The following is a 21700-nucleotide window of genomic DNA, read 5'->3' as shown; positions in this document are numbered from 1 at the left end:
ACTTCTGATGATCTAAGGGGTTGTTCATGTCTGTTGTGTCTGTTCGTCGTCGTGCCCTCGGTGGGTTCGGTCTGGCCGCGGCCGGTCTGCTGACCGCCGGTACCCTCGTCGCGGTCCCCGCGGCGGCCGAACCGCAAGCGCCGAAGGCAGGATCGTTGAGCGGTCGGACGGTCTTCCTGGATCCGGGACACCAGGGGTCCGCCGCCGGGCACTCGTTGAACAAGCAGGTCCAGGACGGCCGCGGCGGCACCAAGGACTGCCAGACCACCGGCAGTACCGCCCTGGGCGGCAAGGCTGAGCACACCATCAACTGGGACGTCGCGCAGCTGGTCAAGGCAGGGCTGGAAGCCGAAGGCGCCCGCGTGGTCTTCAGTCGGCCCGACGACACCGGATGGGGCGGCTGCGTGGACGAGCGGGCCGCCGCCGCCAACGACTCCAAGGCCGACCTCGCCGTCAGCCTGCACGCCGACTCCACCAGTCGCAGTGCCGACGAGGGCAAGTCCGGTTTTCACCTGATCACCCCGGTGCTGCCGGTGCCGGACGCCACCGTCACCTCGGTGCAGGCCGGCAAGGGGCGCCAGGCCACCGAGGCCATGCGCGACGCCTTCAAGCGCTCGGGCTTCACGCCGGCCAACTACGGCGGCGCGAAGAACGGCATCGTGGCGCGCTCGGACATCGCGGGCGTGAACCTGACCCGCGTGCCGATCGTGTTCGTCGAGATGGGCAACCTCTCGAATCCGAAGGAGGCCGAGGAACTCTCGTCCGCGAAGGGTTCGGCCGCCTACGCGCTGGCGATCACCAACGGTGTGAAGAACTACCTCTCCACCGCACCCGCTTCCGAGCCGGTTCCGCTGGCCCCCGGTGAAGCCGGACAGTACGGCGACGCCGGCGGCGACGCCGCCGACCTCGCGGCGCTGGCCGCGGTGGGACCGCTGATCGAGCAGCTCTCGGCCGCCAAGAGCCTCGACGAGGCGCAGGCGATTCTGTTGGCGCAGGGCTCGGACGTCTCCGCGCAGGTGCTCAAGGCGATGCTGGCCGTGGTCTACACCGTCTTCGGCGGCAAGCTGCCCATCTGATCCGGGGCGGCCCGAGCTGGGCGGCGCGATCTGGATGGCGCGATCTGGGCGACGAAGCCACCGGGCACACCGACATCGGCACTAGAGTCGAGGCATGGGACTGCTTTCGAGTGTGAAGACCATCCGCGACCTGTTCTACATGCCGACCCCGGTGCCGAGTTTCGCCGGCCGCAAGGTGCTGATCACCGGTGCGGCCAGCGGGATCGGGAAGGCCGCCGCTGAGGCGGTGGCACGGCGCGGCGGTGAGCTGGTGCTGACCGACGTGCAGACCGGACTGCTCGACCAGGTGGTCGCCGAGCTCTCCGCGACCGGCGGCACCGTGCTCTATCACCGGGCCGGTGACGTGTCCGACTACGACTGGGTCGCCGCCTTCGCGCGCGACGTCGAAGCCGAAGTCGGCGTGATGGACGTGGTGATGAACGTCGCCGGAATCTCGGCGTGGGGCACCGTGGAAAACCTGGAGCACAAGCAGTGGCGGCGCATGGTCGACGTCAACCTGATGGGGCCGATCCACATCATCGAGTGCTTCGTGCCGGCGATGGTGCGGCGCGGCAAGGGCGGCCAACTGGTCAACGTGTCGTCGGCCGCCGGGCTCCTCGCACTGCCGTGGCACGCGGCCTACAGCGCCAGCAAGTTCGGCATCCGCGGGGTGTCCGAGGTGCTGCGCTTCGACCTGCGCAGGCACGGTATCGGCGTCAGCCTCGTCTGCCCGGGCGCCGTCGCCACCCCGCTGGTGGACTCCGTCGAGATCGCCGGGCTCGATCGCAGCAATCCGGTGATCGCCAAGCAGGTCGGCGGTTTCCATCGGATCGCGGTGACACCCGAGCAGGCCGCCGAATCGCTGTGCAAGGGCGTCGTGCGCAACAAGTTCATGGTCTACACGTCGTTCGACACCCGCTTCGGATACTGGTGGGCCCGCAAGTTCGCGCTGCCCTATGAGATCGTCATGCGGATCGCCAACAACCGCTTCGACCACCTCGCGCGGATCAGCGCCGTGAGTGCGGGCGCGTCGGACGCCACCGACTCGTCGTCGACGCCCGCGGATAACCGTGGCTGACGCGTTCTCGTCGGCCGTGCCCGACGACGTTCTCGTCGTCGCCGCCACCCGAGCCGAAGCCGCGCATGTTCCCGGCGCCGCGCAGCTCCTCATCACCGGCCTCGGCAAGGTACGCAGCGCTACCGCGCTCACCCGCCGTCTCGCCGCCGAGCCCGGACGCTACGTGCGCGTGGTGAACATCGGCACGGCGGGCGCCCTGCACCGGCATCACGCGGGCCTGTATCTGCCGTCGACAGTGATCGAGCACGACCTCAGCGCAGCCGACCTGGCCGCCCTCGGCTACCCGGTCACCGACACCTGGGAGATTCCCGGGGGCGACGGTACCGTGCTGGCCACCGGCGACACTTTCGTCGCCGACGAAGGGCAACGGGACCGGTTGGCCGCCCGCGCCGATCTCGTCGACATGGAAGGCGCCGCGCTGGCGCACGTCTGCGCCGACTTCGACGTGCCGGTTCGGCTCGTCAAGGTGGTCAGCGACTACGCCGACGACTCGGCCATGGACTGGCCGTCCGCGCTCGATGCGGCCGCGCGCGATCTCGCCGCCTGGCTGGTGGACAGCCGGTGGGGGCTGGTGCAGGAGAGCCCGGTCCGGGCGTAGTCCGATCTGGCGGGATCAGTCGTCGAGACCGAGTGTCAGATCCTCCACGGCGCCCTGATCGCGCAGCTGCTGGCCTGCGGTGCGGCGCGGATGATCGGCGTTCGGCCGTGCTGGGATCACCTGGGGCTCGGCACGGCGCACCGGACGATTCTGCGATTCGCCGACGGCGGTCGGCGACTTGCGGACCGGCCGCGGCTGCTCAGGAGCGGCCGCCGGCGTGGGACGGGGGCGGGCCGGAGCTCGGCGATCGGTGGCGTCGGGACCGGGACGTGCGGCCGGTCGCGTCGGATCGGCGGGGCGTGCTCCGGCGGCATTCTGTCCGGCAGCGGTGTGGGGTCCGCGACGGGGATCGACCCCCCGGCGTTCCCGAGCCGGCGTTCCGGCCGCGACCGGCGCATCGGCGGTGGGCTCGGGACGACGACGTCGTCGAGCGGCCGAGTCACCGGCGTTCGGCTCGGGGGTCTGCGGTGCACCCTTGCGGGCGGCGTTCTTGCGGGCGCTGTTCTTGGGGGAGGCGGTCCCGCTCTTGGCCGTCGAGCGCGGGGTGCGCTTGCTGCGATCGACCTCGGCCCGGTCGCGGGTCGGGCGGTCCCGCTGGGCGCGGTCGTCGTCCTTGGCCGGGCGACGACGTGCCGTCGCCTGCTCGGCGGCATCCTCGCGGGTGAAGTACCAGCGCGCCACGGCGATCGCCACACACAGCACGAACGTGGTGATGATCCACGGGAAGAGGTTGGAGTACGGCATCGCGATGTTCAGAACGGTCTTGCTCAGGCTCTGCGGTTTGCCGCTGGTGTTGCTGATCGAGACCAGGCTGAACAGCGAGATCAAGCCGATGGTGAGGGTGATCAGCGGTGGCTGTACGGCGGCGGTGAACAGCGCGCGTCGTCGCACCGCGAGAGCGGCCACGACACACCCGATCAGAAAGAAGAGGTTGTAGATCAGACCCAGCGAGGAGTTGATCAGGCTGTCGATGGTGGCGCCGAGCGCGGTGCACCCGGCGGCGATCAGCAGGGCGCCCCACCAGGGCACTCCGACGAATCCGGGCAGCACGCTCTGCTTGTCCGCGGGCACCGGGGTGCGGTTCGTGAGGGTAGAGAGCACGGATCAACGGTACCGGGTGCAGCGAGTGCCATGCAGACGCCAGGCCGGTGGCGTCGTGATCGGTCAGGTGTCGCAGGTCGCAGTGCGGACCGCGACGTCCACCACCGGCAACCGTTCGCGCGGCGGACTGGGAGCGCCGCCGACGTCGCCGAGCGCCTCGAGTTCGGACAGTCGACGGGCCGTCACCGACAGTCGCGAGTCGATCGCGCCGATCGCCGAGTTGTACGACTCCACCGCCCGGCGCAGTGCGCTGCCGGTCTTCTCCAGGTGCCCCAGGACGCCGTCGAGCCGCTGGTACAACTGGCGGCCGAGGGTGTGGATGGTGGCGGCGTCCTCGGCGAGCGCGTGCTGACGCCAACCGAGGGCGACGGTCCGCAGCAGCGCGATCAGCGTGCTCGGCGTGGCGAGGACGACGTTGCGGGCGAAGGAGTAGTCGAGCAGCGTCGGATCGGCGCGCGTGGCGGCCTCCAGCACGCCGTCGCCGGGGAGGAACAGCACGACGAACTCGGGTGAGCTCTGCTGCGCCGCCCAGTACGACTTGGCCGACAACGTCGTCACGTGGCTGCGCACCGCCTGCGCGTGGCGGGTCAGCAGCGTCGCTTCGTCGACGGGACCGGGAGCTCCGGCGGTGGCCTCCAGGTAGGCCGACAGCGGGGCCTTGGCGTCGACGACGATGGTGCGCCCGCCGGCCAGATGGACCACCAGGTCCGGGCGCAGGCGCCGGTCGTCGCCGTTCACGGTCTGCTGGGTGGTGAAGTCGCAGTGCCGGGACATGCCGGACAGTTCGACGATGCGTTCCAGCTGCACCTCTCCCCAGCGGCCGCGGATCTGCGGTGCGTGCAGGGCGCCGGCCAGGCGGCTGGTCTGCTCCTGCAGCCGCACCGAGGTCTGCGCCATGCCGCGAACCTGCTCGGTGAGACCGGCGTAGGCGTGGATGCGGTTGTTCTCGGTGCGCCGCAGTTCCTCCGACAGCTGGGTCAGCGTGTGCCGCAGGGGCTCGACGATGTCGTTCACCTCGTCGCCGAGCACCGCGGACTGCTCGCGCGTGGCCTCAATAGTGGCCGCGCCGACCGTCCCCGCGGTGAGGTGGTGTGCGAACCACCCGGCGACGACGCCGACGATCAGGCAGACGAGGCCGGTGATGGCCAGGGAAGCGGTCATGGCGTCATCATGACGGTCCCCTCCGACAATTCCGCGGGCTCGGCGTGGGCAGTCGGTTACTTCTCGCGGTCGATCAGGGCTTCCTTGATGTCGAGCCCGTAGCGGAAGCCGCCGAGCCCTCCGTTGCTGCGGACCACCCGGTGGCACGGCACGAACAGCGCGGCGGCGTTCTGCGCGCAGCAGGCGGCCGCGGCGCGGACGGCTGCCGCGTTGCCGGCCCGTTCGGCCAGTTCGCTGTAGGTCACCGGGGGACCGGCCGGGACGTCGCGGAGCGCCGCCCACGCGGACTGTAGGAACGGCCCCGAGTGCTGGCGGACCGCGATGCGCGACGGGGCGTCCAGATCGCCCGCGTAGTAGGCGCGCACCGCCTCGACGATGTCGCCGCCGGGCCGCTCCTCGAGGGTCTCGGGTCGCAGCGTCGGGTGGATCAGGGCGCGCAGGTACTCGCCGTCGTCCACCCAGCCGGAGGCGTAGACCACGCCGTCGTCGTCGAACAGGACCGTGAACGGGCCGTCGTCGGTGGCGACGGTGGTGCAGCCGAGGATTGCGGTCGGGGCGGGTGCGTCGGTGGTGGTCATGGCGTGCCTCTCTGGTGCGCCGGGCCGGTGGCCGCGGCGGTCGATGTCAGACGGTGGCGCCACAGGTGCATGGCCGCGTACGACCGCCACGGACGCCATCGTTCGGTACGGGCCAGGTCGATGCCTAGGTCGGCGGCGGCGCGGACGATCACCAGGTCGCCGTGCGGCAGCACGTCGGGATCGCCGGTCACCCGCATCGCCACCTGATCGGCGGTCCACGGTCCGACGCCGTCCAGAGCGAGCAACTCGGTCCGTAACTTAGACGTCTGCGACCCCGCGTGCGGTTCCATCGCGCCGGAGGCGATCGCACGGGCGGCGCCGACCACCGCCCGGGCCAGTCGCCGCGGACCGGCGATCGCGTCCTCGCCGGCAGCCGCGACGGCTGCCGGCGTGGGGAACAGGCGGTCGGGCACCTCCGGTCCGGCGGTGCCGTGCCACGGGGCGGGCTCGCCGAGGTCGGCCACCAGCGCGCCCAACCGGGTGCGCGCGGCGGCCACGCTGATCTGCTGGCCGATGATCGTGCGGAGCAGGGTCTCGTGACCGTCCACCCCGCCGGGGATCCGAATGCCGGGTGCGGCCGCCACCAACGGCGCCAGGATCGGATCGGCCGACAGCGCGGTGTCCACCGCGATCGGGTCGGCGTCGAGGTCGGCGAGTCGACGCAGGCGGTTCACGGCCACGCTCAGGTCGCGCAGGTCCAGGTGCTTCAGGCGGGCGGTCGCGTGGTCGCCGTGCAGGGTCAGCGCGACCAGCGCCGGACCGTGCGGCAGGCGGAGCGTGCGCTGCAGCGTGGCGCCGTCCACGTGCTCGACCCCGCCGACGGCGTGCGCGGCGAACCCCCGGACGGTCCAGTCGACGTCGTACGGGGTGCGCAGCGGCAGGCGGAGCGTCAACGCCGGCCCGGACTGTGCGGCGGCGCCCCGGTAACGCTTGCGCAGTTCGCTCGGCGTGCGGTCGTACGTGTCCCGCAGGGTGTCGTTGAACTGGCGGATGCTGGCGAAGCCCGCGGCGAAGGCCACGTCGGAGACCGGCATGGACGTGCTGATCAGCAGGATTCGTGCGGTGGTGGCCCGGTGCGCGCGGGCCAGTGCCAGCGGCCCGGCGCCGAGCTCGGCGCGCAGCACCCGACCGACGTGGCGAGGCGTGTAACCCAGGGCGCGCGCCAGGCCGTCGACCCCGTCGCGATCCACCACGCCGTCGGCGATCAGCCGCATGGCGCGACTGGCCAGGTCGGCGCCGGTGTTCCAGCGCGGGCTGCCGGGCGTCGCATCCGGCAGGCAGCGGCGACAGGCGCGGAAGCCGCGCGCGACGGCTGCCGCCGAGGTGGGCACGAAGTCGACGTTGCCGCGCTCGGGGGTGCGCGCCGGGCACGACGGTCGGCAGTAGATGCCGGTGGTCCGGACGGTCACGAAGAACTGGCCGTCGAACCGGCTGTCCCGCGCCGACAGCGCCTTGTAGCAGTGCTCGAAGGGGAGTTCGAGCACTGCGGGAACGGCGGCGGGGGCGGTCACAGACACGAGTCTGCCCGTCGCCGAGTCCGTCGGCTAGCGGTTTTCGGACTCGACGATGAGCGAGTGCGCCGCGGGTTGTGACACGCGCCAGTCGCGAGTGTGTGTGACGATTGCACGCGTGAGTAATGAAAACGATGACCTGCGGGACGCGTCGGGTGTCGACGACGCCGAGGCGGAGGCGATCGACCGGGCCGAGGAGCAGGCGCGGAGCGAGCCCGACGACCTGGCGTCGGTCACCGAGCGGGTGATGACCGACCCGCGGACCGGCAAGCCGTATCCGAGTCGGTCGCGCGTTTTCCTGACCGGACTCCGCTCGTCGGCCATGGTGTCGATGCAGGCGATCCTCGTGCTGGCCTTCCTGGCCGTGGTGATGTGGATCCTCGGCAAGCTCTGGGTGATCGTGCTGCCCGTGGTGCTCGCGATCATCATCGCGACTGTGCTGTGGCCGCCGGTGCGGTGGCTGCGTAAACGTCGGGTGCCGCCTGCGCTGGCCGCGCTGAGTGTCGTGCTGTTGGCGTTCCTGGTGGTCGGCGGCGTCATCGGGGCCATTGCGCCGTCGGTGATCGATCAGACACCGATCCTCGTGAACCACGCCATCGACGGCGTCAAGAAGGTTCAGGACTGGGTGCAGGGGCCCCCGCTGAACGTCGACGACCAGCAGATGTCCGGCTTCGTCGACACCATCATCGAGAAGCTGCAGAAGAGCGCCACCACCATCGCGTCGGGCGTGTTCAGCGGTGTCGGTGCCGCCACGTCGGTCTTGATCACCGGCTTCACCTCGCTGGTGCTGGTCTTCTTCTTCCTCAAGGACGGGCCCAAGTTCATTCCGTGGCTCAACCGCACCGTCGGCATGCCGACCGGCTCGCACATCGGCGAAGTCCTGATGCGCATGTGGAACACGCTCGGCGGGTTCATCCGGACCCAGGCGATCGTGAGTGCCGTCGACGCCGTGCTGATCGGTATCGGCCTGGTGGTGCTCGACGTGCCGCTGGCCGGGGTGCTGGTGCTCATCACGTTCATGGGCGGCTTCGTGCCGATCGTCGGTGCGTTCGTCGCCGGCGCCCTCGCGGTGTTGATCGCCCTCGTCGTCAACGGGCTGACCACGGCGCTGATCGTGCTCGCGATCATCCTGCTGGTGCAGCAGCTGGAGGGCAACGTCCTGTCGCCGTGGCTGCAGTCCAAGGCCATGGAACTGCACGCGGTCATCGTGCTGCTCGCCGTGATGCTGGGCGGCACGCTGTTCGGCATCATCGGCGCCTTCCTGGCCGTTCCGACGGCGTCGTGCCTGGCGGTGCTGTTGCGCTACGTGCTGGAACAGATCGGGATGGCGGCCGGTGAGCGGATCGTCGCCGAGGACGCCGAAGCCGAGGCCGCGGCGTCCCAGAAGCGCAAACTGATGTCCCGGTTCCGAGCCGGATCTCAGGGCGGTCCGAGCGCGTCCTGACTAGGCGATAGACTCAACTCCCGTGAGTCTCACCCTCGGAATCGTCGGACTGCCCAACGTCGGCAAGTCCACCCTGTTCAACGCGCTGACCCGTAACGATGTGCTGGCGGCCAACTACCCGTTCGCCACCATCGAACCCAACATCGGGGTGGTGGAGCTTCCGGACGTGCGGCTCAATCGTCTCGCCGAGATCTTCGCCAGCGAGAAGATCCTGCCCGCCGTGGTCTCGTTCGTCGACATCGCCGGCATCGTCAAGGGCGCCTCGGTGGGTGAGGGCATGGGCAACCAGTTCCTGGCCAACATCCGCGAGGCCGACGCCATCTGCCAGGTGGTGCGCGTCTTCGCCGACGAGGACGTGGTGCACGTCGACGGCCGCGTGGACCCCACCGCCGACATCGAGGTGATCGAGACCGAGCTGATCCTCGCCGACATGCAGACCCTCGAAAAGGCGCTGCCGCGGCTGGAGAAGGACGCAAAGAAGAACAAGGAACTGGCGCCGCTGGCCGACGCCGCGCGCACCGCGCAGGAGCTGCTCAACAGCGGCAAGACCCTGTTCTCGGTGCAGGACTCCTTCGACCTGTCGAGCGTGCGCGAGCTGCACCTGCTGACGGCCAAGCCGTTCCTGTACGTGTTCAACGCCGACGAGTCGGTCCTCACCGACGACGCCCGCAAGCAGGAGCTGCGCGACCTCGTCGCCCCGGCCGACTGCGTGTTCCTCGACGCCAAGGTGGAGAGTGAACTGCTCGAGCTGGACGAGGACGACGCCCAGGAACTGCTCGACTCGATCGGCCAGGACGAGCCGGGCCTGCGTCAGCTGGCGCGCGCCGGCTTCCACACCCTCGGTCTGCAGACCTACCTGACCGCCGGGCCCAAGGAGTCTCGCGCCTGGACCATCCGCCAGGGCGACACCGCACCCAAGGCCGCCGGCGTGATCCACACCGACTTCGAGAAGGGCTTCATCAAGGCCGAGATCGTCTCGTTCGAGGACCTCGACGAGGCCGGCTCGATGAACGCGGCCAAGGCCGCGGGCAAGGTCCGCATGGAGGGCAAGGACTACGTCATGGTGGACGGCGACGTCGTCGAGTTCCGCTTCAACGTGTAGGCCTGCCCGAATAGGAGATGGGGGACTTGCGGCAGGTGGACAAGGAAGTGCACCCGCGATATGCATTGTCGTTCACCAGCGGAGGCCTCCTGTCCCGTGAGGGTGAAATCATCGCCGCGGTCTACCTCGACTCTCGCGACTGGCAAGCGGCCCGTGCCCGAGTGGTCGACGAGAACCTTTTGCAGGCCCGTAGCACCTCATCGCTGATCAGACTCGCACGCGAGACCATTCAGCGACTTGAGGCGCTCGACGATGGCGAAATCGAACTGCTTGTCGATAGCAGCCCTACGGAACAGCATCATCTGATGTGGGCCGCGGCGTGCCGTCGCTACACGCTGATCGGGGACTTCGCCGAAGAGGTGCTGCGCGAGCGGTTTCTGCTGATGACGCCGACGCTCGACACCGACGACTTCGACCGGTTCATTGCGGGCAAGAGTCTCTGGCATTCCGAGCTCGACGACCTGAAACCGTCGACGCGGCAGAAGCTTCGGCAGACGTTGTTCCGGATGCTCCGCGAGGCAGATTTGTGTACCGATGCCGGCGCCATCGTCCCCGCCGTGATGTCCGAGCGTGTCGCCGAGATCCTGGACCGCCGCACGCCCAGTGACCTCCGATTCTTCCCGACGACCACACCATTCACCTCCTCAGGCAGTCAGGTGCAGCGATGAGATCGACCCAGCGAAACCTCGCTCACGACGAGACGCATGTCTACAACGTGCTGCGCAGCGACCGGTTCTTGAGGATGGAGGGTCTCTCCAAGGAGGTGCCCTTCTTCATCTATCACTTCCCGCCCGCCTGGGCACTCGACGTCGACGCCATGCGTGGTCGGGTCACCACGAAGCTGCAGAGCGATGAGGGGATCAGCGTGGTCGAGATCAATCTCTACGATCTCGCTGTCGAACTCCTCACCGAGCGGGGGGTCTGGGACCGCGTTCTCCAGGCGGAGCCGGTGATGGACAAGATCGAATTCCGCGAGATGCTCCAGGGCATGCTCGATCCTCACGATCACCTCGCCCCGGCGATCCGCGCCCGGCTGGACGTCGAGCCGAGAACCGAGCCCAACACGACCGTCGTCTTCCTCACTGGAAGCGGCGAGGTGTTTCCGTTCATCCGCACACACACGGTGCTGGAGAACTTGCAGAGCGTGGTGGTGGGACACCCGATGCTGACGTGGTTTCCCGGGACGTACGAGTTCACCCAGTCGGCCGGACACCAGCTCCGCGCGCTGAACCTGGGCGCGAGTGACAACTACTACCGGGCCAAGGACATCCTGGAGCAGGAGGCATGACTGTGACCACGATCAACGAGATCTTCGCCAAACCGATCGACCGCTCGATCGAGGGCGTCATCAAGGCCGACGACACCTCCCAGCTCGCGACGGAGGTGGAGGAATACGTCCTCACCAACGAGGCCGCCAAGGGCGTCGAGCAGGTGCTGGAGGCGTACACGAACTACACGAACGCCAATGGCGTCTGGATCTCCGGCTTCTTCGGCTCGGGCAAGTCGCATCTGCTGAAGATGCTGGCCCATCTCCTCGGCGACATCGACGGCCACGATTACCCGCGTGCCGATGTCTGCGCCCAGTTCCAGGCGAAGGCCGACGATGCATTCCTGCCGCCGTTGATCGACAAGGCCGCGCGGATCGAAGCGAAGAGTCTGCTGTTCAACATCGATCAGAAGGCCACCCTGATCTCGAAGGACCAGAACGACGCCCTGCTGAAGGTGTTCGTGAAGATCTTCGACGAGTCCCGCGGCTACTACGGCAACCAGGGTCACATCGCCCGTTTCGAACGCGACCTCGACTCTCGAGGCCAGTACACCGCCTTTCAGGAGTCCTTCGAGCGGATCGCGGGTATCCCCTGGACCCAGGGGCGCGAACAGGCGGCGCTCGAAGCAGGCAACATCGACGCCGCTTTCGCCGAGGTCAACGGTTCCGAGAGCCCCGGCATCATCCGCCAGTACAGCGCGAACTACTCGGTCTCGATCGAAGATTTCGCTGACGAGGTCGCGGCCTGGCTCGACCGGCAGCCTGACGGCTACCGGCTGAACTTCTTCGTCGACGAGGTGGGCCAGTTCATCGGAGCCAACACCCAGCTCATGCTGAACCTTCAGACCATCGCCGAATCGCTGGCCACCAAATGCCGGGGGCGGGCGTGGATCTTCGTGACCTCGCAGGAGGACATGGAGAAGGTTGGCGGCGACCGCACCAAACAGCAGGCCAACGACTTCTCCAAGATCCAGGCCCGCTTCAAGAACCGGCTCAAACTCACCAGCCAGGACGTCGAGGAGGTCATTCGCAAGCGTCTGCTGGCCAAGACTGATCGCGCGAGCACCGAGGTCGAGGCGATCTACAGCGCGGAGCACGCAAACTTCAAGACCCTGTTTGATTTCGTCGAGGGCCGGCACTACCCGAACTACCGCGACGAGCAGCACTTCGTCGGTACCTACCCGTTCGTGAGTTACCAGTTCCCGCTGTTCCAGGCCGCAATCGAGTCGATCAGTGACCACAACCTCTTCGAGGGCCGCAACAGCTCGGTCGGTGAACGCTCCATGCTCGGCGTCGTGCAGGAAGTCGCCATCGGCCTCACCGGCCGGCCGCTCGGCACCCTCGCATCCTTCGATCGGATGTTCGAGGGCATCCGGGCATCGCTCAAGTCCGCGAATCAGCGCGCGATCCTGAGCGCCGAGAACGCTCGCGACAGTGGCAAACTCAGCGCACTCGCGGTGCGGCTGCTCAAGGCGCTGTTTCTCGTGAAGTACGTCGACAGCTTCAAAGCCACGCCCCGTAACCTCACGGTGCTCGTCTACGACCGCTTCGGAACCGACCTGACGCAGCTCGGCCGGGATGTCGTCGAGGCGCTGAACACGTTGGAGGCGCAGACCTACATCCAGCGAAACGGCGACCTGTACGACTATCTGACCAACGAAGAGCAGAAGATCGAGCAGGAGATCAAGGACGTCGACATCGACAGTGCGGAGGTCTCCGCGAAACTCAACAAGTTGCTCGCCGAGTCGGTGGTGAAGACCACGAAGGCCACCGCCAAGAACGGCCAGATCTTCCCGTTCGGTTACAAACTCGACGGTGTTCCGTACGGCAAGCAGTACGAACTGTCGCTGCACTTCATCAGCCCCGAAACCGATTTTTCTCTGGAACAGATCAAGATGCAGAGTGCCGGGTTCGATGAGCTCCGGGTGGCGCTTCCGGTGGAAGCCAACCGGATCCTCGCCGATCTGCGACTGCTGCTGAAGACGGAGAAGTACGTCAAGCGGGCTCAGGGCTCCAGTCGCACGGCGGTCGAGACTCGGATCCTCGGCGAGAAGGGTTCTCAAAATGCCGAGCGGGAGAAGGAGATCGTCGAACGTCTCCGGGCTGCCGTGGGGTCGTCGACCCTGATCCACAATGCCGGTGTCCTCGAGGCGAGTGCCACCGACCCGCAGATGCGCGTGAACGACGGTTTCGGGAAGGTCATCGCGGCCACCTACACCAATCTGGGCATGCTCGGCGGGAAGACCTTCGGGGAGCAGGATCTGGGTGGGCTGGTGAACCCGATCGACGATGCGCTCGACGGAATCGGCGGGCACCTCGACGTTCCCTCCGACGATGTGCTCGCTCATCTGGCGATGCGGGGCAAGCGGCACGAGATGGTCACGATGAAGCAGCTCGTCGAGCGGTACACCACCAAACCGTACGGCTGGGACCAATGGTCGGTCGCGGCCGTGGTCGCTTATCTCGCGGGGCAGGCGAAGATCGAGATCCTTCTCGACGGGAAGACTCTCGCGCGCACGGAGACCGTCGGGGCGCTGCGCAATACCCAGCGGTACCCGAATCTGATCGTCGCTCCGCAGCGAGTCTATGACCAGAAGGTGGTGAACTTGTTCCGGAAGTTCGTCATCGAGTTCACCGACGACGGCGCCGTCACCAAGGATGCCGCCGAACTCGGCCGCGTCGGCAAGGAACACCTCGAAGCCAGACTCGCCGAGCTGAAGGCACTGCGCTCGGGCGCCGGCGGCTACCCGTTCATCGCTCAGCTCGACGAACCGATCGAACTCCTGGCCGAGCTCAGCAGCAATCCGGCGGATTGGTTCGTCGAGAACTTCGCCGGCGCCGGCGATCTGCTGGACGCGAAAGACAATGTGATCGATCCGATCAAGGCGTTCCTCAACGGCAATCAGCGCACCATCTACGACGACGCCAACGCCTTCATGCAGGCGAACAGCACCAACCTCGCTTATCTGCCCGCTGGAATCGCTGACGGGATCGCCAGCGCACTCGACGACGCTCAGATCTTCCGCGGCAACAAGACCACGAAGCTCGGCAATGCGGTCGAAGCCGTGCGGGAGCAACTCGATGACGTGATTGTGGCTGAGCGGGCCGCAGCAACGTCCAAGATCGATGACTACTGGAAGCAGGTTCCGGTGAGCGCGGCGTATGCGGCCGCCACGGAGACTGCTCGTCAGTCGGTGACCCGACAGGCCGAGCAAATGCTGGCGCGCGTCCAGCAGGAAGCGCAGATCCCCACGATCCGGCACCTTGCTGCGCAATTCGACGACACGGTCTATCCCGCGATCCTCGACGAGCTCGAAGCATCGAAAGCTGCGTCGGCTGCCGGGCCAGAGGGCTCCGACGACGGTAAGACACAGATTCCGGACAAGCCGACACCCCCGGTGAAGCAGAGCATTTCGATCAGGAAGCTCGCGCTGCCGGGCGCAGGTGGGGTCCTCGAAACCGAGGAGCAGGTCGATGCCTACCTGGATCAGCTTCGCGCGATTTTGCTCGCGACGATCAGCGACAACAAGCGCATCACCCTCTGACAGGCCCGAATCTCTTCACACGACACCGGTTAAAGGACGACGCATGGACACCAAGCCCCTGGAAGGTTTCGCGAAGGCTGCCCGCCGCGAACTGATCGTCGCCGTCGAGGCACGGGTATCGACGGTGCTCGCCGCCGGGTCCGTCGCACGCAGTGAGCGCGCCGACACCGTGCGCGCCCTGGAATCGGAGATCGCCGAGCACGGCCGCGAGCACGTGATCGACAGGGTCGCCTACACCTGGTTCAACCGCCTCATCGCATTGCGCTTCATGGACGCTCGCGGCTACACCGACGCCGGGGTCGTCTCGCCGGCGTCGGGTCAGGCCCACGGCCAGCCGGAGATCCTCGCCGACGCCAAACGCGGCGATCTCGACACCGAGGTGGTCGGTGCGCGCGCACACGAGCTGATCATCGACCTGCTGGACGGCACCCGCCGCAGCACCGACGCCGAGGGCGAGGCCTACGCGCTGCTGCTCACCGAGTACTGCCGGCACTGGCACAAGACGATGCCGTTCATGTTCGAGGCCGAGGGCGCGTACACCGAACTATTGGTGCCCGCCGGCCTGCTCGCCGACGGTTCCGTCCTGTCCCGGGCCCGCGAGGTCCTCACCGAGGACGTCTGCGACGACGTCGAGGTGATCGGCTGGCTCTACCAGTTCTACATCTCCGAGCGGAAAGACGAGGTCTTCGCCGGGTTCAAGAGAAACAAGAAGGCCGGCGCCGACGAGATCCCGGCCGCCACACAGCTGTTCACCCCGCACTGGATCGTCCGCTACCTGGTGGAGAACTCACTCGGCCGGCTGTGGATGCTCAACCGGCCGGCCTCGCGACTGGTCGAGCAGATGGACTACTACATCGCGCCCGTCGAGGAGGAAACCGACTTTCTGACGGTCTCGGGCCCGGAAGAGCTGACGGTGATTGACCCGGCCTGCGGCTCGGGCCACATGCTCACCTACGCCTTCGACCTGCTGTACGCGATCTACGAGGAGGAAGGCTACGCGCCGTCGGAGATCCCGAGCCTAATCCTCACCCACAACCTGCACGGCACCGAGATCGATCCCCGCGCCGGGGCGCTCGCTGCCTTCGCGCTCACCATGAAGGCCCGCGCGAAGGACCGTCGCTACTTCACCCGCTCGGCCTCGCGGGCTGAGCCCCGGCGAAACCCGAAGATCTGCGTGATCGAGCCGATCTCGTTCACCCCCGATGAGCTGGACCTGCTCGTCACGAAAGACGGCGACCGCGACGCCGAAGAATCGTTCTGGAATCAGTTCCGCGATGCCGACACGTTCGGATCGCTGATCCGACCGGATGCGGACGCGACCGCACAGGCGGCAGTGGTCTTGGAAGGACTCAAGGACCAGGAAGCGACCTTCTACTACGACACGCTTCTTCGCGCGCGCAGGGCTGTTGCGCAGGCCGAGATGCTGAGTCGCCGGTACTCGGTGGTCACCGCGAACCCGCCGTACATGGGCGCGAAGCAGATGAGTGCGCCCCTTGCACAGTTCATGAAGGACGAGTACCCGGACGGCAAGTCCGACCTCTTTGCCGCCTTCATCGAACGCTGCGCCACCCTCGCACAGCCGCGTGGAGCGGCGGCAATGATCACCATGCAGTCATGGATGTTCCTCAGCTCCTACGAGAAGCTCCGAGCCTCCCTTCTTGCACAGCAGCGAATCGTCTCGATGCTGCACCTCGGCGCTCGCGCCTTCGACTCGATCGGTGGCGAGGTTGTCTCCTCGACCGCGTTCGTCTTGGAGAACGTGCCGCCGGAGAGTCGAAGTGCTGCCCGCGAGCGTGCGGGCACCTTCATCCGCCTCGTCGATGGGACGTCAGAAGCGGAGAAGGTCGCCGCGCTGAGAACTGCCCTTGAGGTCCGGACCAAGGCTGCAGGCTTCCACCTGGCGTCGGACGCAGATTTCACGGCCATCCCTGGCTCCCCGATTGTCTACTGGCTCAGTGAAAAGATCCGTACTGTGTTTAGGGATTCGCCAGCCCTTGCGAAGCGCTCACGCTCTGCTAAGGGCCTCGTGACGGCGGACAACGCTACGTTCGTGCGCTTCTGGTGGGAGGTCTCGCGAGCCAATACTGGATTTGGCTTTGCAGGTCGCGACGACGCGCAGCTATCGGGAAAACGGTGGTTCCCGTACGCAAAGGGAGGCGAGTTTCGCAGGTGGGCCGGGAACATGGACTCCGTCGTCGATTGGGAGGACGATGGGCGACGTCTCCAGACAACCTTGACTACAGATGGATCTAGGGTTCGTGCGACCAACTTGAACCTCGATCGCATCTTTCGGCCGGGTCTTGCGTGGACAGTTGTCACCTCGGGCGAGCAATCGTTTCGTATGGCGCCCAGAGGGTCTCTGTTCGACGCTGCCGCAGGGTTGTGCCAGTCGGACAATGATGACGTGCATCTCGCGATTCTCAACTCGCAGGTGGCTTCGGTGCTGCTCGCGGCGATAAATCCGACTCTGAACCTGCATCCCGGCTATCTGGGTGCAGTGCCAGTGCCCCCGAGCGCCGACGGCTTCCTCACCGATGGAGTGACGCGCCTGGGCGACACGTCAGAGCATGACTGGGATTCGTCTGAAACATCGTGGAACTTTGAGATGAACCCACTCGTTGCGCTCGGCTGCCGGGAGATCGGATTGCCGACTAGTCCAACCGGCTAGCTGAATCACATGCTCTCCGAACGAGTGGGTTCCAGGAAAAGTCCCATGAATCCTCGAAGGAATCGTAATCATCCCGGGCGTTCTGTATGCACTCGGCAGCCTCGATGTCAAGGGTGTTGAGTCCTGGAGCTAGCGGAACCAATGCGATGTCGCCAGGCTGGAAATTCAGCGTGGGCGCCAAGAACCCTAAGAATAGGTCATTCGCCGTGCTGTTCAGGAACGCACCCAGCCTGCCAAGCCCCTGATCTGCGAATAGAGTGCAGCCACCGTTATCGAAAAGTGCGCCCGGGGGCGTATATCGCGCGGAGAAGCCGCCGGAAGAAACAGTTCCCCACGAGAATCCTTCTCGTTTCATGAAATCGAGGTTTCTTAGAGTTGGCTTTCGGGACGCCCAGTCTTTTCGGGCCCGGATCGCCGCGCCGTCAAACTCCCAGTTCACGACGACGTCACGGTTTCCGTACCAGCGTCGGAAACCTCCGCCTTTGTTGTAGGGAAGCCACTTACCTTGATGAGCTCCGTCGACTGCAAGTTGGCGACAAGACACTTCCCACCACATACGTAGGAACTCGGCGTTTTCGCCGGTGTCGATGCCCTTGCGGGGAGCTGCAACGTGGCCAAGCGGAGTACCAGTTGCGAAAGCGGCCCGCATCTTTTCACTGAGCCAGTAGACAATCGGGGAGCCGGGGATGGCCGCGAAGTCGGCCCCCGAGGCGAGATGAAAACCCGTGCCTTCCGTCCGCTGGGCAAGAGCAATCCGTAGATCGTGCTCCTTGCGGTCGGAGCCGAGTGGCGTCAGGCGGATGAAGGGGGCGCGGCGGCTGCGGTTACCTGCCATTGAGAGGACGAAGGCGGCGTTGGCGCCAAAGATGTCTGGGTGGTTGGAGACGTCACGCATGTGGACGAAGGAGCCGAATGCGTGGCCGTTCAGCAAGCGAAGCCGTAGTGCCTCGAATGACTTGATCGACATCCACGTGTCGCCGATGACAATGGCGAGCAGTCCAGCATCGTGTGCAAGTTCAATGCCTCGAACGACGAACGCGCCGTAGAGGTCCTGCTTCACGTCCGGGAATTCGTCCTTCATGAACTGTGTTGCGAAGAGCCCCGTCGGTTCACCGGGGTGCGCGCGCAGCCGTCCCACATCACGTCGCCGGGCTGCGTTGGCCACCATCGATGGCTACCCCGATGGCTACCCCGATGATCAGCGCGGCGGCTCCTACCGTGGATTCATGTCCAGGCTCAAGCAGCGCAGCAAAGGAATAGGGTCGGTCTACCGGAACTCGCGGGGGCAGTGGGTCGCCTCGATCGAAGCCGGTTGGACCGAGCGCGGTGGGCGTCGCCGTATCACGCTGAAAGCACGCACCGAGGCCGCAGTCCGCCAGCGGCTCGCCGAGGCTCAACAGCGGATCGCCGCCGAGGGGTCTACCGCCCGGACCTTCGGCAGCATCACGGTCAAGCGGTGGGCCGACCGGTGGCTCGAACATCGGCAGCGCATCGTGCGGCCGGGCACCTACGTCTCGGATCGGTCGGGGGTGAACCGCTGGATCGTGCCGACAATCGGGCATCTACGCCTCGATGCGCTCGTGCCCGCTGACATCCGGAAGCTGATCTCGGCCCAAGAGGACGCCGGGCTTGCCCTCGCCACAATGCAGCGCACGCACGCGGTGCTCGGTAAGATCCTCTCCGACGCGGTCGCCGAGGGATACCGGGTCCCGCAGAATGTCCGGGAGGCGGGTAGTCCTGGTGCCGGGCACTCCCCACGGCAGGCGCTCAGTGCCGCCGCGGCAGCAAGAATCCTCGCCGTGGCCACGAACCGCCCCGATGCGTCACGATGGGTCGCGGCGCTCGTGGAAGGTCTGCGTCCCGCCGAGGCGCTGGGGCTGACCTGGGACATGGTGGATCTCGACGCCGAGACGATGACGCTGGCCTGGCAGCTCAAAGCGCTGCCGTATGTCGAGTTCAGGCAACCCGAGAGCGGGTTCCGGGTTCCCCGGGGCTTCGAGTCCCGGCACCTCCACGGGGCCTACCATCTGGTCCGGCCGAAGACCCGCGCCGGGAGCCGGGTCATCCCGCTCGTGCCGTGGCTCGCCGAAGCACTCGCATCGTGGGCAGACCGCGCACCGTCGTCTCCCAGCGGGCTCGTTTGGCCCCGCAGTGACGGCACCCCTCGATCCGCGGAACTGGACCGGCGGCATTGGTACCAGATCGCCGAGGAGGCGAACGTGACGGTCACTCTCCCCGATGGCAGCAGTCGAAGGCCACTGCTGTACGAGGCGCGGCACACGGCGGCCACGCTGCTCCTGGCCAACGGGATCGACGAGACCACCATCAAGGCCGTGCTCGGGCATTCGTCCGTGCTGAGTACCCAGCCGTACCTGCACACCGATCACGAGAGAACTCGAGCGGCGCTCGCCGTGTCCGCGAAGATGGTCGGCCTCTCCCGGTAGCCTGGGGAGGCTCACTTCGGCTACCCCCATGGCTATCCTTCGCACCGGACGGCGGTGCGAATCGAGGCCCTGGTCCACCTTCGTAAGGAATCCTGTTGAAGACGCTTGAACAGACTGTTGCGCAGCATCGGGACGAGTGGGCGGCGCGGTCGCGCGCTCAGCAGCGGCTGGAGATCGAGAACAACGAGGCCGTCGCGCGACTCTACGGACTCGAGGACGAAGTACCGTCGCATGTTCCGCTCGAACGCGTGTCCCTCACCAATAACTCCGCGTTCCGGTGGCCGAACAAGACACCCGAGGAACGCGACGCCCTGTTCGCGGAGTCCGCCATTGTGGATCTCGCCTCGTATGCCGTCGGTTGCATGTTCGGCCGCTACAGCCTCGACGAGCCGGGGCTGATCCTTGCCGACCAAGGTGCAACGCTGCAGGACTACCTCGCGAAGGTGCCCTCGCCAGCGTTCATGCCAGACACCGACAACGTGATCCCGTTCGTCGACGACGGCTGGTTCGAGGACGACATCGTCGAGCGATTCCGGCAGTTCCTTAAGGTGGCGTTCGGCGCGGAGCACTTCGAGGAGAACCTGCGGTTTGCCGAGGAGACGTTGGGCGTCAAGACACTGCGCGACTACTTCATCACCAAGTCGGGCAAGTCGAAGTTCTACGACGATCACATCAAGCGCTACAAGAAGCGCCCGATCTACTGGATGTTCTCCAGCCCCAAAGGTTCTTTCAACGCGCTCATCTACCTGCACCGCTACACGCCGGCGACCGTCTCGACTGTGCTCAACGAGTACCTGCGCGAGTACGAGAACAAACTGCAGAAGGCCCTCGAACGGGCCGAGGCGGCGGCCGCCGGCGGATCATCAGCGAAAGACCAGAAGGAAGCCGACCGGCTGCGGAAGGTGCTGGCCGAACTGCGCGACTACGAGCACGATGTGCTCTACCCGCTGGCCACCCGGCAGATCGACATCGACCTCGACGACGGCGTCAAGGTGAACTACCCGAAGTTCTACCCGGCGGTGAAGAAGATCGCCGGCCTGGAGGCGGCCGATGAGTGACGGCGAGATCATCCTGTACCAGTCCGACGACGGCGCACAGGTGCAACTGCGCGCATCGGACGGCACGGTCTGGCTCACCCAGGCGCAGATCGCTGAGCTGTACGCCACTTCGGTGCCCAACGTCGTCCAGACGATCAAGCGAATTCTCGACGATGGTGAGGTGACCGAGGCAACTATTAATTCTGAGTTAGTAGTTCGCGTCGAAGGCACCCGGCAGGTGCGTCGCGAGGTGAAGATTTACAACCTCGACATGGTGCTCGCCGTCGGGTACCGCTCCACATCGCCGCGCGCCGTGCAGTTCCGGCAGTGGGCCACCAGCGTGCTAAGCGAGTACCTCGTCAAGGGCTTCGCGATGGATGACGCCAAGCTCAAAGCCTCCGACGGGTGGGATTACTTCGACGAGTGGCTGGAGCGCATCCGCTCCATCCGGGCCTCCGAGAAGCGCTTCTACCAGAAGGTCCGTGACCTGTACGCGACCTCGATCGACTACGACTCGAAGTCGCCTGCCTCGCAGACGTTCTTCGCGACCGTCCAGAACAGGATGCTCTGGGCCGTCACCGGCCACACGGCCGCCGAGATCGTGAAGGTACGCAGCGACCCCACCGCACCGAACATGGGTCTTACCACCTGGTCGGGCTCCGTGGTCCGCAAGGGCGATGTCGTCACCGCGAAGAACTACCTCGCGAGTGACGAGATCCGCGAACTCGACCGGGTCGTGACCATGTACTCGACTACGCGGAGGACCAGGCCAAACGCCGCGTCGCCATGACGATGGCCGACTGGACCAAGAAACTCGACGCGTTCCTCGCCTTCAACGACCGCGAGCTCCTCACCCACGCCGGAACCGTGCAGGCCAAGGTTGCTCAAGCGCTCGCAGAGGAACGCTACGTCGAGTTCGATTCGGCCCGAAAGAAGCAGGCCGCGCTGGAAGCCGATGCGGCAGACCTAGCGGCGCTGCGGGCGCTGGAAGCGAAGGCCGAGGAGAAGTCCGATGAGTGAGCTGGCGCGATCGTCCCCAGCATTTCCTGACCGAGAGATTGTGGCCCCACTGAGGCAACAATCGGGGTGGAGTGTCCCTGCCCGCACCCTC

General features: G+C 66.5%; 16 protein-coding genes and 1 pseudogene. 12 read left to right on the top strand and 5 right to left on the bottom strand.

What is annotated here, in order from left to right:
• Positions 1-26: 26 nt before the first annotated feature.
• The 3 genes from MUG78_RS01515 (at position 27) to MUG78_RS01505 (ending at position 2731) form a co-directional block, all read left to right on the top strand.
• A complete protein-coding gene (locus tag MUG78_RS01515) occupies positions 27-1076 on the top strand; it encodes an N-acetylmuramoyl-L-alanine amidase (protein WP_246991534.1) in 1050 nt (349 codons plus the stop codon).
• Between the two features lie 94 nt (positions 1077-1170).
• Complete coding sequence (locus tag MUG78_RS01510) at positions 1171-2133, top strand: SDR family oxidoreductase (protein WP_246991532.1); 963 nt, start codon at positions 1171-1173, stop codon at positions 2131-2133.
• Positions 2126-2731, top strand: coding sequence for a nucleosidase (locus MUG78_RS01505; RefSeq protein WP_246991530.1), 606 nt, complete (start codon positions 2126-2128; stop codon positions 2729-2731). Before MUG78_RS01510 ends, MUG78_RS01505 begins: the two co-directional genes overlap by 8 nt.
• A 15-nt stretch (positions 2732-2746) precedes the next feature.
• Here the strand turns inward: MUG78_RS01505 and MUG78_RS01500 are convergent, their stop codons facing one another.
• The 4 genes from MUG78_RS01500 to MUG78_RS01485 all read right to left on the bottom strand — a co-directional run bounded on the left by MUG78_RS01500 (position 2747) and on the right by MUG78_RS01485 (position 7082).
• Positions 2747-3832 (bottom strand): DUF6542 domain-containing protein, encoded by a 1086-nt coding sequence (locus tag MUG78_RS01500; RefSeq protein WP_246991528.1) that lies wholly within the window; start codon positions 3830-3832, stop codon positions 2747-2749.
• Positions 3833-3895: 63 nt separating this feature from the next.
• The gene (locus MUG78_RS01495; RefSeq protein WP_246991526.1) at positions 3896-4993 is read right to left on the bottom strand and encodes a DNA recombination protein RmuC; all 1098 of its coding nucleotides are present in this window, start codon (positions 4991-4993) and stop codon (positions 3896-3898) included.
• 56 nt (positions 4994-5049) lie between these two features.
• Positions 5050-5571, bottom strand: coding sequence for a methylated-DNA--[protein]-cysteine S-methyltransferase (locus MUG78_RS01490; RefSeq protein WP_246991521.1), 522 nt, complete (start codon positions 5569-5571; stop codon positions 5050-5052).
• Positions 5568-7082, bottom strand: a complete 1515-nt coding sequence (locus MUG78_RS01485) for a DNA-3-methyladenine glycosylase 2 family protein (protein WP_246991519.1) — start codon at positions 7080-7082, stop codon at positions 5568-5570. Before MUG78_RS01485 ends, MUG78_RS01490 begins: the two co-directional genes overlap by 4 nt.
• Before the next feature lie 247 nt (positions 7083-7329).
• Here MUG78_RS01485 and MUG78_RS01480 point away from each other — a divergent pair, with 247 nt between their 5' ends.
• Genes MUG78_RS01480 through pglX form a run of 6 tightly spaced genes read left to right on the top strand, consistent with a single transcriptional unit; the run spans position 7330 to position 17108 of the window.
• Positions 7330-8526, top strand: a complete 1197-nt coding sequence (locus MUG78_RS01480; protein WP_246996742.1) for an AI-2E family transporter — start codon at positions 7330-7332, stop codon at positions 8524-8526.
• 22 nt (positions 8527-8548) lie between these two features.
• Positions 8549-9628 (top strand): redox-regulated ATPase YchF, encoded by a 1080-nt coding sequence (ychF, locus tag MUG78_RS01475; RefSeq protein ID WP_246991517.1) that lies wholly within the window; start codon positions 8549-8551, stop codon positions 9626-9628.
• Between the two features lie 35 nt (positions 9629-9663).
• Positions 9664-10296: a DUF1819 family protein gene (locus tag MUG78_RS01470; protein WP_246996740.1), complete on the top strand. Its 633-nt coding sequence runs from the start codon at positions 9664-9666 to the stop codon at positions 10294-10296.
• A gap of 47 nt (positions 10297-10343) precedes the next feature.
• On the top strand, positions 10344-10916 hold the full coding sequence (locus tag MUG78_RS01465; RefSeq protein ID WP_246991515.1) for a DUF1788 domain-containing protein: 573 nt from the start codon (positions 10344-10346) through the stop codon (positions 10914-10916).
• The gene (gene brxC / locus MUG78_RS01460; RefSeq protein ID WP_246991513.1) at positions 10913-14440 is read left to right on the top strand and encodes a BREX system P-loop protein BrxC; all 3528 of its coding nucleotides are present in this window, start codon (positions 10913-10915) and stop codon (positions 14438-14440) included. Before MUG78_RS01465 ends, brxC begins: the two co-directional genes overlap by 4 nt.
• 43 nt (positions 14441-14483) lie before the next feature.
• On the top strand, positions 14484-17108 hold the full coding sequence (pglX, locus tag MUG78_RS01455) for a BREX-1 system adenine-specific DNA-methyltransferase PglX (RefSeq protein ID WP_246991511.1): 2625 nt from the start codon (positions 14484-14486) through the stop codon (positions 17106-17108).
• Here the strand turns inward: pglX and MUG78_RS01450 are convergent.
• Complete coding sequence (locus MUG78_RS01450; protein WP_246991509.1) at positions 17092-18189, bottom strand: BREX-1 system adenine-specific DNA-methyltransferase PglX; 1098 nt, start codon at positions 18187-18189, stop codon at positions 17092-17094. The two genes, pglX and MUG78_RS01450, sit on opposite strands and share 17 nt — an antisense overlap.
• Positions 18190-18265: 76 nt before the next feature.
• Between MUG78_RS01450 and MUG78_RS01445 the strand changes: the two genes are divergently transcribed.
• The 3 genes and pseudogenes from MUG78_RS01445 (at position 18266) to MUG78_RS01435 (ending at position 21609) form a co-directional block, all read left to right on the top strand.
• A complete protein-coding gene (locus MUG78_RS01445) occupies positions 18266-19552 on the top strand; it encodes a tyrosine-type recombinase/integrase (protein ID WP_246991507.1) in 1287 nt (428 codons plus the stop codon).
• A gap of 95 nt (positions 19553-19647) precedes the next feature.
• Complete coding sequence (locus MUG78_RS01440; RefSeq protein ID WP_246991505.1) at positions 19648-20610, top strand: BREX-1 system adenine-specific DNA-methyltransferase PglX; 963 nt, start codon at positions 19648-19650, stop codon at positions 20608-20610.
• Positions 20603-21609, top strand: a pseudogene (locus tag MUG78_RS01435) (virulence RhuM family protein). The gene MUG78_RS01440 and the pseudogene MUG78_RS01435 overlap by 8 nt, the downstream one beginning before the upstream one ends.
• Positions 21610-21700 lie beyond the last annotated feature (91 nt).

It is taken from the genome of Gordonia alkaliphila (genome assembly GCF_023017165.1).
In the GTDB taxonomy this organism is placed as follows: domain Bacteria; phylum Actinomycetota; class Actinomycetes; order Mycobacteriales; family Mycobacteriaceae; genus Gordonia; species Gordonia alkaliphila.
This window is presented reverse-complemented; position numbering and strand designations above follow the sequence as displayed.